The sequence below is a fragment of the Terribacillus saccharophilus genome, from assembly GCF_002272745.1.
Lineage (GTDB): Bacteria > Bacillota > Bacilli > Bacillales > Amphibacillaceae > Terribacillus > Terribacillus saccharophilus_B.
Genome location: NZ_NPBD01000007.1, coordinates 518,853 through 538,942 on the forward strand (window position 1 = coordinate 518,853; position 20,090 = coordinate 538,942).

General features: G+C 44.9%; 20 protein-coding genes. 19 read left to right on the forward strand and 1 reads right to left on the reverse strand.

Translation table 11 applies throughout. The features are described 5' to 3' along the window. Positions 1 to 22: 22 nt before the first annotated feature. Positions 23 to 463, forward strand: a complete 441-nt coding sequence (locus CHH58_RS09765) for a DUF1934 domain-containing protein (RefSeq protein WP_095232261.1) — start codon at positions 23 to 25, stop codon at positions 461 to 463. After that, the gene (gene argS, locus CHH58_RS09770) at positions 460 to 2,130 is read left to right on the forward strand and encodes an arginine--tRNA ligase (protein WP_095228027.1); all 1,671 of its coding nucleotides are present in this window, start codon (positions 460 to 462) and stop codon (positions 2,128 to 2,130) included. The genes CHH58_RS09765 and argS overlap by 4 nt, the downstream gene beginning before the upstream one ends. A 41-nt stretch (positions 2,131 to 2,171) precedes the next feature. Here the strand turns inward: argS and CHH58_RS09775 are convergent, their stop codons facing one another. Then, positions 2,172 to 3,359: a phospholipase D-like domain-containing protein gene (locus tag CHH58_RS09775; RefSeq protein WP_170937581.1), complete on the reverse strand. Its 1,188-nt coding sequence runs from the start codon at positions 3,357 to 3,359 to the stop codon at positions 2,172 to 2,174. A gap of 276 nt (positions 3,360 to 3,635) precedes the next feature. On the opposite strand from CHH58_RS09775, the gene rsgA reads away from it, so the two are divergent. From rsgA to CHH58_RS09860, 17 genes are all read left to right on the forward strand, one after another. Then, positions 3,636 to 4,694, forward strand: a complete 1,059-nt coding sequence (gene rsgA, locus CHH58_RS09780; RefSeq protein WP_095228031.1) for a ribosome small subunit-dependent GTPase A — start codon at positions 3,636 to 3,638, stop codon at positions 4,692 to 4,694. A 109-nt stretch (positions 4,695 to 4,803) separates the two neighbouring features. Further along, on the forward strand, positions 4,804 to 5,340 hold the full coding sequence (gene rpoE, locus CHH58_RS09785) for a DNA-directed RNA polymerase subunit delta (RefSeq protein ID WP_095262440.1): 537 nt from the start codon (positions 4,804 to 4,806) through the stop codon (positions 5,338 to 5,340). A 179-nt stretch (positions 5,341 to 5,519) separates the two neighbouring features. After that, complete coding sequence (locus CHH58_RS09790) at positions 5,520 to 7,127, forward strand: CTP synthase (protein ID WP_095228034.1); 1,608 nt, start codon at positions 5,520 to 5,522, stop codon at positions 7,125 to 7,127. 142 nt (positions 7,128 to 7,269) lie between these two features. Beyond that, positions 7,270 to 7,647, forward strand: a complete 378-nt coding sequence (locus CHH58_RS09795; protein ID WP_170937582.1) for a response regulator — start codon at positions 7,270 to 7,272, stop codon at positions 7,645 to 7,647. Positions 7,648 to 7,769: 122 nt separating this feature from the next. Further along, entirely contained in the window at positions 7,770 to 8,633 is an 864-nt protein-coding gene (locus CHH58_RS09800; protein ID WP_095219315.1) for a class II fructose-bisphosphate aldolase, read from the forward strand. Positions 8,634 to 9,001: 368 nt separating this feature from the next. Further along, positions 9,002 to 9,643, forward strand: a complete 642-nt coding sequence (gene fsa / locus CHH58_RS09805) for a fructose-6-phosphate aldolase (RefSeq protein ID WP_095232265.1) — start codon at positions 9,002 to 9,004, stop codon at positions 9,641 to 9,643. A gap of 62 nt (positions 9,644 to 9,705) precedes the next feature. Further along, the gene (locus CHH58_RS09810; RefSeq protein ID WP_095262441.1) at positions 9,706 to 10,992 is read left to right on the forward strand and encodes a UDP-N-acetylglucosamine 1-carboxyvinyltransferase; all 1,287 of its coding nucleotides are present in this window, start codon (positions 9,706 to 9,708) and stop codon (positions 10,990 to 10,992) included. A 478-nt stretch (positions 10,993 to 11,470) separates the two neighbouring features. Next, on the forward strand, positions 11,471 to 12,757 hold the full coding sequence (rho, locus tag CHH58_RS09815; RefSeq protein WP_095228041.1) for a transcription termination factor Rho: 1,287 nt from the start codon (positions 11,471 to 11,473) through the stop codon (positions 12,755 to 12,757). A 133-nt stretch (positions 12,758 to 12,890) separates the two neighbouring features. Beyond that, complete coding sequence (locus tag CHH58_RS09820) at positions 12,891 to 13,136, forward strand: type B 50S ribosomal protein L31 (RefSeq protein WP_038564035.1); 246 nt, start codon at positions 12,891 to 12,893, stop codon at positions 13,134 to 13,136. 186 nt (positions 13,137 to 13,322) lie between these two features. Beyond that, positions 13,323 to 13,892 (forward strand): thymidine kinase, encoded by a 570-nt coding sequence (locus tag CHH58_RS09825; RefSeq protein WP_095228043.1) that lies wholly within the window; start codon positions 13,323 to 13,325, stop codon positions 13,890 to 13,892. 41 nt (positions 13,893 to 13,933) lie between these two features. Beyond that, positions 13,934 to 14,956: an SDR family oxidoreductase gene (locus CHH58_RS09830; RefSeq protein WP_095262442.1), complete on the forward strand. Its 1,023-nt coding sequence runs from the start codon at positions 13,934 to 13,936 to the stop codon at positions 14,954 to 14,956. Between the two features lie 48 nt (positions 14,957 to 15,004). After that, positions 15,005 to 16,075: a peptide chain release factor 1 gene (prfA, locus tag CHH58_RS09835; RefSeq protein WP_095228047.1), complete on the forward strand. Its 1,071-nt coding sequence runs from the start codon at positions 15,005 to 15,007 to the stop codon at positions 16,073 to 16,075. Next, complete coding sequence (gene prmC, locus CHH58_RS09840; protein ID WP_249275089.1) at positions 16,056 to 16,940, forward strand: peptide chain release factor N(5)-glutamine methyltransferase; 885 nt, start codon at positions 16,056 to 16,058, stop codon at positions 16,938 to 16,940. Before prfA ends, prmC begins: the two co-directional genes overlap by 20 nt. Positions 16,941 to 17,056: 116 nt before the next feature. Continuing rightward, on the forward strand, positions 17,057 to 17,683 hold the full coding sequence (spoIIR, locus tag CHH58_RS09845; protein ID WP_095234142.1) for a stage II sporulation protein R: 627 nt from the start codon (positions 17,057 to 17,059) through the stop codon (positions 17,681 to 17,683). Positions 17,684 to 17,746: 63 nt separating this feature from the next. After that, positions 17,747 to 18,115 carry a hypothetical protein gene (locus CHH58_RS09850; RefSeq protein ID WP_095234143.1) on the forward strand — a complete coding sequence of 123 codons (369 nt, stop codon included), beginning with the start codon at positions 17,747 to 17,749 and terminating at the stop codon, positions 18,113 to 18,115. A 72-nt stretch (positions 18,116 to 18,187) separates the two neighbouring features. Next, the gene (locus tag CHH58_RS09855; RefSeq protein ID WP_095228154.1) at positions 18,188 to 19,204 is read left to right on the forward strand and encodes an L-threonylcarbamoyladenylate synthase; all 1,017 of its coding nucleotides are present in this window, start codon (positions 18,188 to 18,190) and stop codon (positions 19,202 to 19,204) included. A 250-nt stretch (positions 19,205 to 19,454) separates the two neighbouring features. Then, entirely contained in the window at positions 19,455 to 20,060 is a 606-nt protein-coding gene (locus tag CHH58_RS09860) for a low molecular weight protein arginine phosphatase (protein WP_095262443.1), read from the forward strand. The last annotated feature ends 30 nt before the right edge of the window (positions 20,061 to 20,090 follow it).

Sequence of the window (20,090 nt, forward strand, 5' to 3'; positions counted from 1 at the left end):
TCTTACTGAAGGGGAAAGGTGCATGCGCCAGACAAAAATTCCGGTATGGATCGAGATGAATACGGCAATAACGGAGGAAGATGATACCGAGTACACAACCTTACGAGCAGCTGGTACCTATTCCGTAAATGGGGGATTGACAGTCGTTAATTTCACCGAGGAATCCGAAGAAGTCGGAGAAACGAAGACGTTGATTACCATCACGGATGATAAGGTAAGTATCAAACGCTCAGGCGGATTTGATATGAAGCAAGTTTTCATAAAGAATCAGCCGACAGAGAACGTATACCGCCATCCTTATGGTACAATGCATATGGAAACAAGCACACACGCGATGACGTTCTCGCCGCTGGTAGCTGACAGCCCGGCGGAACTTACGATAAGCTATACAGTAACTTTAAATCAGGTGCAGTCTAGAAGACATGCACTGACGTTGCGTGTGCAGGAGGAGAGTAACGGATGAATATCGTACAACAAACAGAACAAAAATTAAAAACGGCGATCCAGGATGCTGTTTTAAAGGCTGGCTTAGCTGATAAAGAAACAATTCCTGCTATCATTTTAGAGCAGCCGAAAGATAAAGCGCATGGCGATTATGCAACGAATATTGCGATGCAGCTTGCTCGTGTTGCAAAAAAAGCACCTCGTGCTATTGCAGAGGATTTGCAGAATAACTTCGATTATGATCAGGCACCTGTAGAAAAGATTGAAATTGCTGGACCAGGATTCATCAACTTTTTCATGCGTAACAGCTACCTCGGTGAACTAGTATCCACTATTTTAGAAGCAGGAGATAATTTTGGCCGCACGGACGCAGGTAAAGGGGAGAAAGTTCAAGTTGAGTTCGTTTCGGCGAACCCGACCGGTGACTTGCACCTTGGACATGCCCGTGGTGCAGCAGTAGGGGATTCTCTTTGCAACATCCTCGATGCAGCAGGCTATGAAGTTGGACGCGAATATTATATCAATGATGCTGGTAACCAGATCAACAACCTTGCACGCAGTGTGGAGGCGCGTTATCTGCAAGCGCTTGGACAAGCAGCCGAGATGCCAGAGGATGGCTATCATGGTAAGGATATCATTGGTATCGGGAAACAGCTTGCCGAAGAGTATGGGGACAGCTATGCAGCGAAGCCGGAAGAGGAACGCCTTGCTTTCTTCCGCCAATATGGATTGGCATATGAACTGAAAAAGCTGGAGAAGGATCTTGCTGATTTCCGTGTTCCATTTGACGTGTGGTATTCAGAGACTTCCTTGTATCAAGACGGAAAAATCGATACGGCACTAGCCACACTTCGTAAAACTGACTATGTCTTTGAAGAAGATGGAGCAGTTTGGTTCCGTTCGACAGAGTTCGGTGATGATAAAGACCGTGTACTTATCAAACAAGATGGCAGCTACACGTATCTGACTCCGGATATCGCCTATCATAAAACAAAACTGGACCGCGGATTCTCCAAGCTGATCAACGTGTGGGGAGCCGATCACCATGGCTATATCCCACGTATGCGTGCTGCTATTCAAGCACTAGGCTATGACGCCGATACACTGGAAGTTACGATTATCCAGATGGTCAACCTGTTCGAAAATGGCGAAAAGGTGAAAATGAGTAAACGTACTGGAAAAGCAGTTACACTGCGTGAATTAATGGAAGAGGTCGGTATCGATGCGATGCGTTACTTCTTCGTTATGCGTTCCAGTGACTCTCACCTTGATTTCGACATGGATTTGGCGAAATCACAATCAAACGAAAACCCTGTTTTCTATGTGCAGTACGCATATGCCCGGATTAGCACGATGCTCGCGCAGGCTGCTGAAAAAGGATTCCAGGCAGAAGGTTCTTATGATGCGAGTCTTCTGACTGCTGAGAAAGAATTGGATCTTCTAAAACGTCTTGGAGAATTCCCTCAAGTAGTTGCAGACGCGGCTGAAAAACGCATGCCGCACCGCATCACACAATATAGCTTTGACCTGGCTTCTGCACTCCACAGCTTCTATAATGCGGAGAAAGTATTGAATCCAGATAACGAAGAGCTAACCAAAGCGCGGATCGCGTTGATGAAGTCTGTTCGTATCACAATTAAAAATGCACTGCGTCTCATCAGTGTTGAAGCACCAGAAAAAATGTAAAAATACAAAAGCCCGTCAACAGCAATGTTGGCGGGCTTTTTCTATAGGTAATTCCGCAATGGCCTAAAAAGGATTCCGGTCACCTTAGCAATCCATGGGCGTTTTTGGATAGTCTTAACTGAAGCTGCAATGCTTGATTGTTCATCTTTTTTCCAAAGAGCGAGCAGCTGGGCATAAAAGAGGTCGTTCTCCCTGATAGTCACAGTAAGCTCCTTATTAATTAGCAGACTCCGTCCATCCAGATTGGCAGAACCGACAGCACACCATAATCCGTCACTAAGCAGGATTTTCGCATGATAAAAGCCATTCTGATACAAGTTGATTCGTACGCCGTGCTGCAGCAGACGCCGGGCAAAGTGGAAAGACACTTGATTGACTACATAATGATCCACTTTGGACGGAAGCATCAGCCTGACATCCACACCTCTTTCTGAAGCTCGTTTGAGGGCAGCCTCGACACGTCTGGTCGGAGCACAGTAAGGTGTGCCGATATAAAGGTATTCCCTCGCATGATGTATTTGGTGCAGCAGCCAATCTTCGTAGCCATCTGACTCTGTAATAACAACTTCTATCTGCGCACCATCATGTGCTGGAGATTGTTTCGGTAATACGTGAAATGGATTCCCCCAATCAGCGGCAAATAGTTGTACAAATGTGTATACTGCCTCGCCTTCAAGCTTGACGACGCAATCACGCCAATAACCAAAACGTGGCTCCTTGCTCAAGTATTCTTTTCCGATATTGAATCCTCCGATATAGACACTGCGCTGATCAATGATGGTCACTTTCCGGTGGTTGCGGAAGTTCAGGTTATACAGGAAATAAGGAAAGCGCGGAATATTAGCAAATCGGAGCATCACTCCCGATTGGCGCAGACGCCTTCGTTCTTTTCGGGGTAAGCGGTAGCCGCCGATTCTGTCCAGCAGGAAGCGGATTTTGATTCCTTCCTGTGCTCGTTTTTGCAGTAATTCTGTCAATTGCTGTGTAGGTTCGTCCCATTTTACAAGAAAGAACTGGATATCCACTGACATCTGTGCAGCTTTTATGTCACGGATCAACGCGTCATAGAAGTTGACTCCATCATCGAACATGGAAACAAAGGCATGCTTATGACCGACCAGCTGATTGACTGCATTTCTTTTGCTGTACTTCCTGCCAAGCGACAAGTCCACCCATACAAGCACTATTATGAGGAACAGGAGAGCCAGCAGGAGGAAAAAGACATACATATACTGACCTCCTTTCCTAAAGTAATAATAGGCTTTACAAATATAGCCAATATCATGTATCATATAAACAAATCAAAGCGAACGGTAAAGCCGGACGCAGAAAGGGATGATGATTATGTTGACATACACGATGATGAAAAAGCCGTCCGTCACTACGCACATCCCTTCTGCTCGTCTGGAGTAGCAGATTATTTCTGCTATTTAAACTTCTAGTGGGAGGGCTGTGCAAACAGTCCTTTTTATTATGGCTAAAAAAGCTACCACTAGGAGGAAAATATGAACGAAGCATTGAATTTATTAGGATGGAATGACCAATTGGAAACAGCAAAGCAAGCATATGATAAGGCTTGGACGCCTGCTCGTATCGTGCTGGAGCATAAACATATGTACAGAGTGCTGGATGACCGAGGAGAGATGCTTGCGACACCATCAGGTAAGTTTCGGCAAACTGGAGATTTTCCAGCAGTCGGAGATTGGGTACTAGTCGATGCACGGCATGAAGAAGGGAAAGCGACAATACACGCTTTACTGCCGCGAAAAAGTAAGTTTTCTCGCAAAGAGGCAGGAGCGGTGACAAAGGAACAGATTGTCGCAGTGAATGTAGATTACGTGTATTTGGTGATGGCGTTAAATCAGGATTATAATCTTCGGAGATTGGAACGCTATCTATTGGCAGCTTATGACAGTGGTGCATCACCGGTCATCATTTTAAGCAAAGGGGACCTGTGTGATAACTTGGAGGAGAAATATAGTGAAGTGGAAGCAATAGCTCCAGGTGTGACTATCCATATTACGAGCGCAGTCGATAGAAGAGGAATTGACACGATCAGCAGGCAGCTCGCTCCCGGTGTAACCGCGGCCTTCCTAGGTTCTTCAGGAGCAGGTAAATCTACCCTCGTTAACATGTTATATGGAAAAGATGTACAACTGGCAGGGGGAATTCGTGAAGATGATGGCAAAGGTAAACATACGACAACGCATCGTGAGCTCGTACAGCTGCCAGGCGGCGGCATGATTATCGATACCCCTGGCATGCGCGAACTGCAGCTATGGGATCAGCAGCACACTGGTGTGTCAGCAGCTTTTACTGATATTGAACAATTGGGAGAAACATGTCGTTTCCGTGATTGCACGCACAATAATGAACCTGGATGCCGAGTTCTAGAGGCGGTGCAGGCCGGTGAGCTGGAGGAAGAGCGGCTTCACAGCTATTTTAAGCTGCAGCGGGAGCTTCAGTATCTTGATAGAAAGACATCTGCAAAATCACAGCTGGAACAGAAAAAACAGTTCAAACAGCTATCAAAACACGTCAAACAAGTTAAAAAACACCGCTGATCTGAAGAAATATTGCATTTTGATAGGCCTGGCAATATAATGTAAGGTATGGTTCTAAAACGGTAGACGTGAACATAACCAACTTATTGATAAAGGGAGTGCTGTGACAGTGGGTTTGAAAGAATACAGCAAAGAAGAGCTTGCTGACTTTTCCCTCGTGGAATTGACGAATCTGATTCTTGAGGAAGAAAACAAAGCAACCGATTATAAAGAGTTATTCAATAAAGTAGCTGACATCAAAAAATTGAGCTCCAATCAGCGCGAAGAATACTTGCTTCAGTTCTATACGGACTTGAACGTAGATGGTCGTTTCATGACAGGAGGATCCAATCTTTGGGGATTGAAAAGCTGGTATACAGTGGATCAATTTGACGAAGACGTTACAGTTGAACCTACGAAGAAAAGGAAAAAACGAGTGGCGGAAGAAGATGAGGATCTTGAAGAAGACTTCACATTGGACGAAGAAGGCTTTGACGAAGATTACGGCGATGAAGAGGAAGATGACGATCTAGCTGACGATGAAGTAGCGGAAGATGATTACGAAGGTGATTATCAAAGCGAGGACACGGACGAAGAAACTCGTGAAATCGTCGGAGAAGACATGCATATTACTGGTGAAGAAGATGACGATGAGGAAGACCGCTAAGCGAATTATTATCGCTGAATGTTATTGACTTTACACTGTAGAATCAGTATTATTTTATGTGGGCTCTTTAATTGTCCGAAGACGCGTTCCCTTAACAAAGGGAACGCTTTTTATTTTTTATCAAACTTTTTTAAGGACATGGGTATTCTATAAATAAATGCTAGAAATGAGGGATTACATTGACAAAGTATATCTTTGTTACAGGAGGAGTTGTATCTTCTCTAGGGAAAGGCATCACAGCGGCATCACTAGGCCGTTTGTTGAAAAATAGAGGCTTGCAGGTGACGATTCAGAAATTTGATCCATATATCAATGTGGACCCAGGTACAATGAGTCCATATCAGCACGGAGAAGTCTTCGTTACAGAAGATGGAGCAGAAACGGATTTGGACCTTGGTCACTATGAACGTTTCATCGACATCGATTTGAATAAATATTCCAACGTAACAACAGGTAAAATTTATTCCACTGTATTGAAAAAAGAACGTCGTGGAGATTATCTTGGAGGTACTGTCCAGGTTATCCCGCACATCACAAATGAAATCAAAGACAAAGTATTCCGTGCCGGAAAACAAACGAACGCAGATGTTGTCATCACGGAAATCGGCGGAACTGTAGGAGATATTGAATCCTTGCCGTTCTTGGAAGCGATACGTCAAATCAAATCCGATATCGGACGTGACAATGTAATGTATCTGCATTGTACACTTGTACCTTTCATCAAGGCAGCTGGAGAATTAAAAACAAAACCTACACAGCATAGCGTAAAAGAACTTCGCTCACTTGGTATCCAGCCGGATGCAATTGTTCTTCGTTCTGAAATGCCTATCAATCAGGATATGAAAGAAAAAATCGCATCGTCTTGCGATTTGGAAGTCAATGCAGTTGTTGAATGTATTGATGCCGATACACTTTACGATGTACCGCTAGCATTACAGCGCCAAAACCTGGATCAGTTTGTTTGCGATCATTTCAAATTGGAGTGTCCGCCAGCTGATATGACAGAATGGTCCGCGATGGCAGCGCATGTAACAAATCTTAAGAAAACTGTTCGCATTGCATTAGTAGGTAAATATGTGGAACTGCAGGATGCGTACATTTCCGTTGTGGAATCTTTGAAGCATGCAGGCTACCCTTATGACACAGATATCGAAGTGAAATGGATCAATTCTGAGGATGTAACAACTGATAATGCAGAGGAATTGCTTGGCAATGCAGATGGTATTCTTGTACCGGGAGGCTTCGGTGATCGCGGTATCCAAGGTAAGATCGAAGCAATTCACTATGCCCGTACAAGAAAAATTCCATTCCTTGGTATCTGCTTAGGTATGCAGCTGGCAACTGTCGAATTCGCACGTAATGTTTTGCATCTTGAAGGTGCACATTCCAGTGAGATCGATCCGCTTACTCCGCATCCAGTTATCGACTTGCTACCTGAACAGAAGGATATTTCCGATCTTGGCGGTACATTGCGTTTAGGCGTATATCCTTGCCGTCTGCAGGATGGTACGAAAACAAAAGAAGCTTATGGCAATGAAGATGTGATCTATGAGCGTCACCGCCACCGCTTCGAGTTCAATAACCAATACCGTGCCCAGATGGAAGAAAAAGGCCTTGTCTTCTCTGGTACAAGCCCTGATGGTCGCCTGATTGAAACGGTCGAAATCAAGGATCATCCTTGGTTCGTTGCTTCTCAATACCATCCAGAGTTCAAGAGCCGTCCAAACCGCCCGCACGCCTTGTTCCATGGTTTTGTCGGAGCATCTTTACAGCATAAAGAAAGCTGATTGTACGACCGTATACAATATTTTTGAGTGGAGAAGCAGGAATTTGGAGCTTTTTACTAGAAAAAGGTGTAATTGGGTCACAGCAGTGAACATTATGTCGAAGTAAGCTGTTGCTTGCTTCGTTTTCTAGGGGGATATGCGGATGAGTAAGCACGTGTTGATCGTGGATGACCAGCCAGGTATCAGAATTTTGCTGGAGGAAGTCATCCGGGAAGAAGGACATGAAGTGATTTCCGTCGGCACAGGAGCAAAAGCTCTTGATCAAATAAAAAGACAGAAGCCGGATTTACTGCTAATCGATTATAAGCTGCCGGTGCTCGATGGACCAGCGGTACTAGATAGGCTGAAGGAACAGGGTTTGTCTATTCCGACAATCATGATGAGCGGATTGGCGGAGGAAGCAGAAACTTTCCTGCAGAATTATGACTTTCTAATTTGTGTGCTTGCTAAGCCTTTTGACATACTTAATGTGCGAAAAATGGTGAATCAAGCAGTAAACGAGGGGTCGAATCAGGTATAAAAGTGCGGGAAATGTTGCACCATGACGGGTGAGTTGGTATTCTTATGTATGGAAGCGATAAATACACGACTTCACATAGATAGTTGCCGACCGTCGTGCAAATTTGAAGGAGGATTTTTGTTATGCCTTTAGTATCAATGAAAGAAATGCTAGATGTAGCAAAAGACAATCACTATGCTGTAGGACAGTTTAACATCAACAACCTTGAATTCACACAAGCAATCCTGCAAGCAGCACAGGAAGAAAGCTCTCCTGTCATCCTTGGTGTATCCGAAGGGGCAGCGAAATATATGGGTGGCTTCAAGACAGTTGTATTGATGGTTAAAGGTCTTTTAGAAGACTATAACATCACTGTCCCAGTAGCAATTCACCTTGACCACGGTTCAAGTTTCGAAACATGTGCGAAAGCGATCCATGCTGGTTTCACTTCCGTAATGATCGATGGCTCCCACCATCCATTGGAAGAAAACATCGCACTTACGAAGAAGGTAGTAGAACTTGCGCACTTCCACGGCGTATCTGTTGAAGCAGAACTTGGCCGCATCGGTGGACAAGAAGACGATCTTATCGTAGACGATGCAGACGCAGCGTATGCGATTCCTTCTGAATGTAAACAGCTAGTGGAAGAAACTGGCGTTGACTGCTTCGCACCAGCGCTTGGTTCCGTACACGGCCCTTACAAAGGCGAACCAAACCTTGGTTTCGACCGTATGGAAGAGATCTTTAACACAACAAGCCTTCCATTGGTATTGCACGGCGGTACTGGTATCCCGACAAAAGATATCCAAAAAGCAATCACGCTTGGTACTTCTAAAATCAACGTGAACACAGAAAACCAAATTTCTTCTGCTAAACGCGTTCGCGAAGTATTGGCAGAAAAACCAAATGAATACGATCCACGTAAATACCTAGGACCAGCTCGCGAAGCGATCAAAGAAACAGTAATCGGCAAAATGCGCGAATTCGGCTCCTCAGGCAAAGCGTAAGTAAAACCAAAAAAGAAAACTGCCCCCTGCGGACAGTTTTCTTTTTTTATTAAAACCGAAAAGCGGAAGTGACCGTTCAGAAACGAAGAAATAAGTGAAGGAGCCCCGTAGTGGATATTCCTACCAAGCGGAAATCTGGACAAACCCTCTGTTCTCAGGCTCTTCAACGGGACGGCCCAGAAGGCTAATAAGGTTTAGGAATGAGAAAATCGGTAACTTAACCTGTATAGTGACGTTATTTCGCTTACAGGAGAATCTCCTGCATACAAAACCGAAACCGAAGAAATTTACCTTAAACTCATTCAATCCTTTGCCATATAAGGGAGTCCTGCATAAACTACTTCGGAATTACTTAAGGAGTGGAACAAATGAAGTTCTTTGTGGATACTGTGAACTTGGAAGAAATCAAGCTAGCTAATGCACTTGGTGTGCTGTCTGGAGTGACAACGAATCCTACACTGGTGGCCAAGGAGGGTGTATCGTTTCACAATAGGCTCCGGGAGATAGCCGAAGAGGTGTCTGGCTCTGTCAGTGCGGAGGTTGTTTCAGATCAAGCCAATGAAATGGTGGAAGAAGGTAAGGAGCTTGCTAAGATTGCTCCGAATATTACCGTGAAGGTACCTATGACTCTGGAAGGGCTAAAGGCTGTTAAAGTTTTATCCGAGTTAAATATCAAGACTAATGTAACGCTTATATTTAACATAAACCAAGCATTGCTTGCGGCGCGTGCCGGGGCTACATATGTCTCGCCATTTATCGGAAGACTAGATGATATCGGGCATAGTGGAATGGACTTGATTGGTAAGATTGCGGAGATTTTCGATCGACACAAAATCCAGACGAAAATCATCGCTGCTTCCATCCGGCATCCGCTTCATATAACAGAAGCTGCTCAGCAGGGAGCGCATATCGCGACCGTTCCTTTTGATGTCCTGCGGAAACTTGTGGAGCATCCCTTAACAGATGCTGGAATCCAACGATTTCTTGCAGACTGGAACAGTCGTATATAGTATAATTATGGTAAAATAGAGGAAACTAACGTTGCTGTTATCCTAAATGTGAGGAGTTCCTTATGCAGAAAATACTAGTAGAGGGCGGAAACCTTCTTAAAGGAAAAGTGAAGATCAGTGGAGCGAAAAACAGCGCAGTAGCATTGCTGCCAGCTGCGATACTGGCTGAATCTTCCGTTTCAATAGAAGGGCTGCCCGAGATATCAGATGTTGAGACGCTAAGTGATTTGCTTGAAGAAATTGGCGGCAAAGTATCTAAAACCGATCAAACAATTACGATTGATCCTTCCGCAATGACATCCATGCCTCTTCCGAACGGAAAGGTGAAGAAACTCCGAGCATCCTATTATTTCATGGGTGCGATGCTCGGAAGATTCAAGCAGGCGGTCATCGGCTTACCTGGCGGCTGTTATCTGGGCCCTCGACCTATTGATCAGCATATCAAGGGCTTCGAAGCGTTAGGAGCAAAAGTGACGAATGAGCAGGGTGCCATCTATTTACGAGCGGATAAGCTGCGTGGAGCGAGAATTTATTTGGACGTTCCAAGTGTTGGGGCAACGATTAATATCATGCTTGCAGCGGTGCGAGCAGAAGGAAAGACAGTGATTGAGAATGCAGCCAAGGAACCAGAGATCATTGATGTAGCCACGCTTTTGACGAGTATGGGCGCAAAGATAAAAGGTGCTGGAACCGATGTGATTCGCATCGAAGGGGTTGATTATCTTCATGGATGCCGTCATACAATTATTCCTGATCGAATCGAAGCTGGTACGTATACAATCCTGGCTGCTTCCCAAGGGGAAGAAGTAATTATCGACAACGTCATTCCACAGCATCTGGAGTCCTTACTGGCGAAGCTGCGGGAGATGGGCGTAGAGATTGTAGAAGGCGAGGAACAGCTGATAGTAAGACCTGGAGCGAAATTAAATAGTGTGGATGTGAAGACACTGGTTTATCCTGGCTTCCCGACTGATCTGCAGCAGCCTTTTACGGCTCTTTTGACCAAGGCGTATGGTACTGGTGTTATTACGGATACCATCTATCAGGCACGTTTTAAGCATATTGATGAACTGCGCCGGATGAATGCTCAAGTAAAGGTAGAGGGAGGAGCCTCTATCGTTACTGGTTCCGTCAAACTCGAAGGAGCTAAGGTAAAAGCAAGCGATCTTCGAGCAGGAGCAGCACTTATCATTGCTGCATTGATGGCGGATGGCGTGACAGAAATTACCGGCGTTGAGCATATTGATCGCGGCTATGAGCGTATCACGGAGAAACTAGTCGCACTTGGTGCCAATATTTGGCGAGAAGAGATGAGCGAGCAGGAAGTCGAGCAGTTTCAGAACTCTTGAGAAGCTGCAGGAAAAGAGCCGAAGAGATTTATAACGAGTTAGCTATTCTTCATCTGTGCGGGCACAGCCTGCAAAAGAAATCGAATCTTGTCATCAAACCTTCATGATGCAGAGACTGGCGTAAGCCAGTCTTTTTATATAAAAAAATTCCTTCGTTCCACTTTAAAAATACAGTTGAATATTCAAGTACGAAAATGTATGATTAGTTATGCTAAAAAACGCAGCAAGTTTAAAAAAGCTGTATTGTGGTAAAAAATGATAGTTATAATCTTCTATTCTAGTTATACACTACCATCCTTCCTTTTCTTCCTAGTGCAATGCATGGTCAAAAAGAATCCCTTGCAACCTCATCGGTCATGAATGACGACCAATAGCTTGAACTAGATTCCACCTGTTTTGAAGCACCAATGAAGGAAATGACAATAAACAGCCAAACAGATAAGGACAAGTCCTTAAATACAATAGGTGTGGTGATTTTGTGGCTGAACTATCTATTTCTCAACTAGAAACATTAACTTTGAAAGAATTATACGCGATGGCTCGCGAATACCGCGTTTCCTATTATGCAAAACTAACGAAACGCGAATTAATCTTTGCCATTCTGAAAGCGCAGGCTGAAAAGGATGGTTTCCTTTTCATGGACGGCATACTGGAAATCATTCCATCCGAGGGCTTCGGATTCCTGCGGCCAATCAATTATGCTCCGAGTGCAGAGGATATCTATATCAGTGCATCACAAATCAGACGCTTCGATTTGCGTAATGGGGATAAGGTTTCCGGCAAGGTCCGCCCGCCGAAAGAAAACGAACGTTATTACGGTCTTCTGCATGTAGATGCAGTTAACAATGAAGATCCGGAAGTGGCGAAGGAACGTGTACATTTCCCTGCTCTGACGGCTTTGTATCCAGATAAACAGATGAAATTGGAAACCGAGACTCGCAAAGTGTCTACACGTATCATCGATTTGTTGACGCCGGTTGGTTTTGGTCAGCGTGGTTTGATCGTAGCCCCTCCGAAAGCAGGGAAAACGATGCTGCTGAAACAGATTGCCAACAGCATCACAACGAATCATCCGGATGCCAAGCTGATTATCTTGCTAGTAGATGAACGCCCGGAGGAAGTGACGGATATCGAACGATCCGTTCATCCGGATGTTGATGTTGTCAGTTCGACTTTCGATGAAGTGCCAGAAAACCATATCAAGGTTTCTGAGCTAGTACTGGAACGCGCGATGCGCTTGGTTGAGCATAAAAAGGATGTTATTGTGCTGATGGACAGCATTACACGTCTTGCCCGAGCTTACAACCTGGTTATTCCGCCAAGCGGACGTACGCTTTCAGGTGGTATCGACCCAGCGGCTTTCCACCGTCCAAAACGATTCTTCGGTGCTGCTCGTAACATCGAGGAAGGCGGCAGTTTCACAATCCTTGCTACTGCGCTTGTCGAAACGGGCTCACGCATGGATGATGTCATCTATGAAGAGTTCAAAGGAACAGGTAATATGGAGCTTCATTTGGATCGTTCCCTTGCAGAAAGACGTATCTTCCCAGCAATCGATATGGTTCGCTCCGGCACAAGAAAAGAAGAGTTGCTTGTCCCGAAAGGTCAATTGGATAAAATGTGGGCGATCCGCAAGACAATGCAGGATTCTCATGACTTTGCCGAGCGATTCCTGCGCCGCTTGAAAGCATCTAAAAACAACGAGGAATTCCTCGTGAATATGGAAGAGGACATGAAACGGAAAGGCACGAATAAGCGCGTCTGATTACATGGATTTCCTCTTGCAATGGGCTAGACAGACTGTTATAATCACGTTATGTGAGCTTTCACGACAGTTATCGGTCTCTCACAATAAACTCTGTTTCCAAGGGATTCAGGGCAAAAAGGAGTGCTAACGCATGAAAGAACAAATCCATCCGAAATATAACAAAGTTGTATTTCTAGATACTAGTTCTGACTACAAATTCTTGACTGGTTCTACTCAGAGTTCTGACGAAACAATCGAATGGGAAGATGGCAACACTTACCCTTTGATTCGTGTGGAAATCAGCTCAGCTTCTCACCCGTTCTACACAGGTAAGCAAAAAGCTGACAAAGCTGGCGGCCGCGTAGATCGTTTCAAGAAGAAATACAACTTGAGCTAATAGCTTAAGATATGAAGAAGAAAACAGGCAAACACCCTTTGCCTGTTTTTTCTGCTTCTAACCCCTTTTAAAGCTTACCATTACATGTACACTGATTATCCAGATATACATAAGTGGGATAGATATAGTATGGATAAAGATAGTGTACTGTGGCACTATCTTTTTTATTTGACAAGGAGAAATGACATGGCACAATTATTTTTCAAATATGGCGCAATGAACAGTGGAAAGTCGATTGAAATACTGAAAGTGGCCAATAATTACGAGGAACAAAATAAATCGGTTCTTATCTTCACTTCCGGCATCGATACAAGAGATGAAGTCGGCTATGTTTCCAGCAGAATTGGATTACGACGAAAAGCCATTCCGATTTTCGAAGAAACGGATATCATGGAAATCGTTAAATCTCACGAACCGACACCGCATTGTGTGCTAATTGATGAAGTACAATTCTTAAGTAAAGAGCATGTGCTCCAGCTGGCGGCAATTGTTGATACATTTGACATTCCTGTTATGGGCTTTGGATTGAAGAATGATTTCCAAAATGAACTGTTCGAAGGAAGCCGTTATATGCTCATTTATGCGGATAAAATCGAAGAGATGAAAACAATCTGCTGGTTCTGTGCACGCAAAGCAACAATGAACCTGCGGGTCGACGATGGCAAGCCAGTGTATACAGGAGATCAGATCCAGATTGGCGGCAATGACTCCTATTATCCTGTATGCCGCAAATGCCACACCAATCCGCCCCTTTAAATGAACTAAAACTACACAAATGAAAGAAGGGACTGGCAGAGATGAAAGCGTTATTTATTGGAGGTACCGGAACTATCAGCTCAGCAGTAACCGAATTGGCTGTACAACAAGGGTGGGAGCTGTTTTTGCTTAATCGCGGCTCGAAACCTGTACCAGAAGGATGTCAAAGTATCATAGCCGATATTACAGATGAAGCAGCAGTTGCAGCGAAAATCCAAGATATGCAGTTTGATGTTGTTGCAGATTTCATTTCTTTTACAGCATCAAATATAGAACGTGATATCCGTCTATTCGCAGATAAGACTAAACAATTCATTTTTGTCAGCTCCGCTTCTGCATACCAGAAACCGCCTCGTCACTATAAGACAACGGAGAGCACGCCGCTCGTGAACCCCTACTGGGAATATTCCCGGGATAAGATCGAAGCAGAAGAAGTGCTGCAAAGAGCGTATCGGGATAATGGGCTGCCTATAACAATTGTCCGTCCAAGCCATACATATGGCAATAAAAAGATTCCTGTGGCTTTCTATGGCGCAGGTGGCAGCTGGCAAATAGTAGAGAGGATCAAGCAAGGGAAACCTGTTCTCGTTCATGGTGATGGAACTTCGCTTTGGACCTTGACTCACAATACAGACTTTGCCAAAGGATTTGTTGGTTTGATGGGAAATCAAGCAGCAATTGGAGAGACAGTGCATATCACTTCTGATGAAGTCCTGACGTGGAACAGCATTTATGACATAATCGGAGCCGCTTTAGGAAAGCGTGTAGATAAAGTACATGTGTCGACAGATTTCCTCGTAATGTGCAGACCCGATCTGCAAGGATCACTGCTTGGAGATAAGGCGGAATGTGCTGTCTTCGATACAAGTAAAATAAAACGGCTCGTGCCGTCATTTGCAGCGACAAAGCGCTTTGACCAAGGTGTCAGAGAAGCAATCGAGAATATCGAACGCCGCCCGGATTGGCAACGGTCAGATCCGGAATTCGATCAGTTTTGTGACATGGTTATAGAGGCTCAGAAAGACGCAGCAGAACAGATTCGCCAAAGACTTAGCATGAATTGATTGGTTTGTTGGCAGAAGCTATAATAAAGCAAGGAAAGAGGTGTCACTATGCTAGATCGTTTACAAACACTAGAAGACCGTTATGAGAAACTGAATGAATTATTAAGTGATCCAGATGTGATCAGTGATACCAATAAATTACGTGAGTTTTCCAAAGAACAAGCAGGATTGACAGATGTGGTACAAGCTTATCGCGAATACAAGGATATCAGCGCACAAGTGGACGATGCCAAGACGATGCTTGCCGAGGAAAAAGATCCGGAAATTATCGAAATGGCCAAAGCGGAGATTTCAGAATTGTCACCAAGACTTCCGGAATTGGAAGAGCAGATGCGTATTCTAATGCTACCGAAGGATCCGAATGATGATAAAAACGTTATTATGGAAATCCGCGGAGCAGCTGGCGGAGATGAAGCAGCATTGTTTGCAGGTGATTTGTATCGTATGTACAGCAGATATGCGGAAGCACAAGGCTGGAAGACGGAATTGATGGAAGCGAATTCGACTGGAGTTGGCGGCTACAAAGAGATCATTTTCATGATCAATGGAGCCAATGCCTATTCCAATCTGAAGTACGAAAACGGGGCTCACCGCGTGCAGCGTGTTCCTGAAACAGAATCTGGCGGACGTATCCATACGTCAACAGCAACAGTAGTGGTTATGCCGGAAGCAGAAGAAGTGGAAGTAGACATTCAAGACAAAGATATCCGAGTGGATACATTCACGTCCAGCGGTCCAGGAGGACAGAGTGTAAATACGACGATGTCTGCGGTCCGCCTGACACATATGCCGACTGGAATCGTTGTGTCCATGCAGGATGAGAAATCCCAGATCAAGAACAAAGAGAAAGCAATGAAAATCTTGCGTGCTCGTATTTATGATAAGTTCCAGCAGGAAGCGCAAGCTGAATACGATGATGCACGTAAATCAGCTGTTGGTTCAGGAGACCGCTCTGAGCGTATTAGAACATACAATTTCCCGCAAAACCGCGTAACAGATCACCGAATCGGACTTACAATTCAGAAGCTGGATCAGATTCTGGAAGGAAAGCTCCATGAAGTGGTCGATGCATTGATCATGGAAGAGCAGGCGAAGAGACTTGAGCAAATCGGAGAATAAGCAGCAACCGACTATCAGTCAGGCGTTGCAGGAGGCTATCGCATTTCTGCAAACGCATCAGCGTGAAGAAAGAGTAGCGGAGCTTTTGCTTCTGTTTCATCTTGGCATCAATAAGACGGAACTTCTGATGAATATGAGGGAATCAATGGATTCTGTGCTATATGCTGCCTTCCGAAAAGATATAGAAGAGCATGCAGAAACAGGCATTCCGCTCCAGCACCTGACAGGAGAAGAGGAGTTTCTGGGCAGACGCTATTATGTGAATCGAGATGTGCTTATTCCGAGACCAGAAACAGAAGAGCTTGTACTTGGTGTAGAAAAAATAATTAAACAGCAGCTTGCTGGACAGGAATTAACCATTGCTGATATCGGTACAGGCAGCGGCATTATTGCTACATCTCTGAAGCTTGCTTTTCCTGCAGCTGAAGTGATCGCAACCGATATATCCGAGCGAGCTTTGCTAATTGCCAAAAGCAATAGCCGCACATTAGGTGCATCTATAAGCTTAAAGCAAGGCAGTTACCTGGAACCGCTCCAGTTGCTTGAAAAAAGGGTGAACGTGCTTGTTTCCAATCCGCCATATATCGATGAGGCGGATAAAGAACACATGGCCGACACGGTGAAAAACTTTGATCCAACTCTTGCTCTGTTCGCTGACGATAATGGACTTGCGGCTTATAAGGAAATCATCAGTGGATTATCGGATGTACTCACTTTTCCAGCTATTGCTGCCTTTGAAATAGGCTGGCAGCAAGGAACGGCAGTCCGCGATATGATAGTGGCGAAGTTCCCATCGGCAGAAGTGGAAGTAAGACAGGATATCAATGGTAAAGACCGTATGGTGTTTGCTTGGATACAAGAATAGAAGGACTGTGCTCTCAGGCACAGTCCTTTTTTTGTTGAAAAACTAGATTCATAGGTTTAATTCCTCCCAGCTTGTTCATACTGGTACCATCACACACAAGAAATGAGGTACCAAATATGAAAAAACTATTATTTTCCCTAACCGCAATCGTTCTATTATTTTTATATATTTTATATCCTGGAAGTGGCACAGAAGCTCAGGTAAGCAATAGTTCGCAAGCAGTAAAAGAAATTCCCGATGAAGCAATCCGCCTCCGTATTCTGGCTAATAGTAATTCTGACGCGGATCAGCAGCTGAAGCGTCTGATTAGAGATGAAGTGAATGCCCAGATCAATAGCTGGGTGAAGGATATGACGGATATTGAAGAGGCACGGGACCTAATTGAAGAACAGCTGCCTGAGATAAAGAAGACAGTTGCACGCGTGCTGAATGAGCAAGGAAAAAGCCAGGGGTTCAATGTAGAATACAGTGATGAAATTTCGTTTCCGGCAAAGCTTTATGGCTCTTATCTTTATCCGGCAGGGCAGTATGAGGCTGTCTTGATCACACTCGGAGAAGGGGAAGGAGAAAACTGGTGGTGTGTGCTCTTTCCGCCACTTTGCTTTCTGGATTTCTCCAGCGGCACTAGTGTAGCAGAGGCGGAAGTGAACGCAGATGCAGAACCGGTGGATGTAGCAGCGGAAGCTCCATTAGAAGAAGAAAAGCCCAAAGTGAAATTCTTTCTATTAGAATGGTTTAGCTAAAATCATATTATGTTCCTCCCGTTCATATAATCTATTAACTAGTAATAGACGGGAGGACTTTTTATGCGGTTAATACCTGCTCAAGCATGTGAGCTGTCTAAGTTGGATGAGTTTTTCGGCAATAGTCTGCCTCGTTGGAAGATGGAGCAGCAGAAGTTATATGAAGAAGGGTATATCATAGAGGCGGAAGAAGGATGGCGAGCTTTTTTCTGTTTGGAACAGTATGAACAGTCTCTTCGCGTACATTCCATGTACGTAAAGCCCCCAGCCAACGGGACAATCATCTTAACTTGCATGGAGCTTGCAAGCATCGAAGCAAGGAGGCGTGAAGCAAGCAGTCTGCGACTCATTAGCCATCATGAAACGCTTGATCAGCTCATGGCTCTGTATGGATTCGAAGCGAAGCAAGGCTTTTGGGAGAAGACGCTCTGACATTGGGGTTTGTCAGTCCATATGGTATCATAGCTCTTAGTGATATTTAGCAAAAGGAGCATCTGATCCATGATGGAAACGAAGCATTGGACTGTGTCACAGCAGTCCTTCGATAAAAAAGCGATGGAGGAGGCAGCGGCTCTTCTTAAAAAAGGAGAAGCTGTTGCTTTTCCTACCGAGACAGTTTATGGTCTTGGCGCTGATGCAACAAATGAACAAGCCGTCCGGAAAATATTTGAAGCCAAAGGTCGTCCTTCTGATAATCCGCTCATCGTCCATGTGGCGGACAAGGAGCAGCTGAAAGACCTTGTCGAGGAGGTCCCTGAAGTTGCTTATAAACTTCTAGAGGCATTCAGTCCTGGACCGATTACGATTATTTTGAAAAGTAAAGGAGCGGTTGCTCCGAATGTCAGTGCCGGACTAGATTCAATTGGTATCCGGATACCGAGTCACCCGGTAGGCTTACGTCTTTTGCAGGAGGTGGCTTTACCTATTGCTGCACCGAGTGCGAATATATCAGGCAGACCCAGCCCAACGAAAGCAGAGCATGTGGTCCATGATTTGGATGGGCGAATTGCTGGAATTATGGATGGTGGTCCGACTGGAATCGGCCTGGAGTCCACAGTGGTTGACTGTACGGAAGCAGTGCCAGTCATACTTCGCCCGGGCGGTGTGACAGCTGAAGCTATTCAAGAGGTCATCGGAACAGTGATGGTGGACCCTGGACTTGCTGGTGGGCAGAAAGAGAAACCGAAGGCGCCAGGTATGAAATATACGCATTATGCACCGGAAGCTCCGCTATATTTGGTGGACGAAGAGATGCAGCAGCATGCGGACAAGCTAGCTGAAGCCGGTGAGAAGGTCGGTATCATTGCAACAGAGGAGCTTGCGCAAATGCTGCAGAGTGAACGGATCCAAATCTGCGGCACAAGAAGTGATCTTTCTACAGTCGCAGAACATCTGTATGATGCGCTCAGACATTTCAAGAAATCAGATGTATCGGTCATCCTTTGTGAAAGCTTTGAGAAGCATGGAGTGGGCACAGCCATTATGAACCGGCTGGAAAAAGCAGCAACAGGAAGAATATGAGCAGTAGGGAACGTCGATTGGTGACGTTCCCTTTTTCTATTTCAGTTACGATAAGTGTTAAGATATAGCTGAATTTAAACAGATAGATGATTTCGCTGTTTGGTCGGTCATATCCTGATTATACGGGTACTGGAAAGATTTATAGCCTTTCGTAAGCACAAAAAAAGGTTCCATTTCCCCGACGATGTAAGAATGTCTCACCTGTTGTATACTACTAGTAGCACCATTTTAGAAGCAAGGAGAAATTTGGATGAAACTATTAATTGTTTGTACTGGCAATACGTGCAGAAGTCCGATGGCAGAAGCACTTGTACGCAAACGACTGCCGCAAGTGGAGGTACAGTCCGCTGGTATATTCGCTCATGATGGGTCACCCGCTTCTCATCAGGCGGTAACGGTCATGAAGGAGGCTGGGGTACTTTTCGGTCATCAATCCAAGCCTGTTACGAGAGAACGTGTGGACTGGGCGGATTTGATCCTGACGATGACAGAACAGCATAAACAATTATTGCTGGAGCAATATCCGCATGCGGCTGGAAAGCTGTATACACTACCGGAATACGCTTCACAGGAGGCAGCAGCTGCTTGGAAGTCACTGCAGGAAGCTTATGCTGATCTGGAAACGAAACGTGTTCGATTCGCCAGTAGCTTTTCTGGAGATCCTACTACATTCCAGAAAGAATTCATGTACGCCCACCAGCACGAAATAGCACACATTCAGGAGCTCGAGGCAAGTATGCCTGCAGCAGACATCATGGATCCTTTCGGGCGTTCTGTTGAGGTGTACCGGACGACTCTGAATGAATTGGAATTCTATGTTGATAAATTGGCAGAAAAGATTCACAATGAGAAGTAGGTAAAAAGACTCTCATACCAAAATATCAGC

What these genes read in the sequence shown, in the direction of transcription:
- CHH58_RS09765 (WP_095232261.1), top strand. Translation starts at nt 23, where the DNA reads ATGCGCCAGACAAAAATTCCGGTATGGATCGAGATGAATACGGCAATA.
- argS (WP_095228027.1), top strand. Translation starts at nt 460, where the DNA reads ATGAATATCGTACAACAAACAGAACAAAAATTAAAAACGGCGATCCAG.
- CHH58_RS09775 (WP_170937581.1), bottom strand. Translation starts at nt 3,359, where the DNA reads ATGTATGTCTTTTTCCTCCTGCTGGCTCTCCTGTTCCTCATAATAGTG.
- rsgA (WP_095228031.1), top strand. Translation starts at nt 3,636, where the DNA reads ATGAACGAAGCATTGAATTTATTAGGATGGAATGACCAATTGGAAACA.
- CHH58_RS09795 (WP_170937582.1), top strand. Translation starts at nt 7,270, where the DNA reads ATGAGTAAGCACGTGTTGATCGTGGATGACCAGCCAGGTATCAGAATT.
- CHH58_RS09800 (WP_095219315.1), top strand. Translation starts at nt 7,770, where the DNA reads ATGCCTTTAGTATCAATGAAAGAAATGCTAGATGTAGCAAAAGACAAT.
- fsa (WP_095232265.1), top strand. Translation starts at nt 9,002, where the DNA reads ATGAAGTTCTTTGTGGATACTGTGAACTTGGAAGAAATCAAGCTAGCT.
- CHH58_RS09810 (WP_095262441.1), top strand. Translation starts at nt 9,706, where the DNA reads ATGCAGAAAATACTAGTAGAGGGCGGAAACCTTCTTAAAGGAAAAGTG.
- CHH58_RS09820 (WP_038564035.1), top strand. Translation starts at nt 12,891, where the DNA reads ATGAAAGAACAAATCCATCCGAAATATAACAAAGTTGTATTTCTAGAT.
- CHH58_RS09825 (WP_095228043.1), top strand. Translation starts at nt 13,323, where the DNA reads ATGGCACAATTATTTTTCAAATATGGCGCAATGAACAGTGGAAAGTCG.
- CHH58_RS09830 (WP_095262442.1), top strand. Translation starts at nt 13,934, where the DNA reads ATGAAAGCGTTATTTATTGGAGGTACCGGAACTATCAGCTCAGCAGTA.
- prfA (WP_095228047.1), top strand. Translation starts at nt 15,005, where the DNA reads ATGCTAGATCGTTTACAAACACTAGAAGACCGTTATGAGAAACTGAAT.
- spoIIR (WP_095234142.1), top strand. Translation starts at nt 17,057, where the DNA reads ATGAAAAAACTATTATTTTCCCTAACCGCAATCGTTCTATTATTTTTA.
- CHH58_RS09850 (WP_095234143.1), top strand. Translation starts at nt 17,747, where the DNA reads ATGCGGTTAATACCTGCTCAAGCATGTGAGCTGTCTAAGTTGGATGAG.
- CHH58_RS09855 (WP_095228154.1), top strand. Translation starts at nt 18,188, where the DNA reads ATGGAAACGAAGCATTGGACTGTGTCACAGCAGTCCTTCGATAAAAAA.
- CHH58_RS09860 (WP_095262443.1), top strand. Translation starts at nt 19,455, where the DNA reads ATGAAACTATTAATTGTTTGTACTGGCAATACGTGCAGAAGTCCGATG.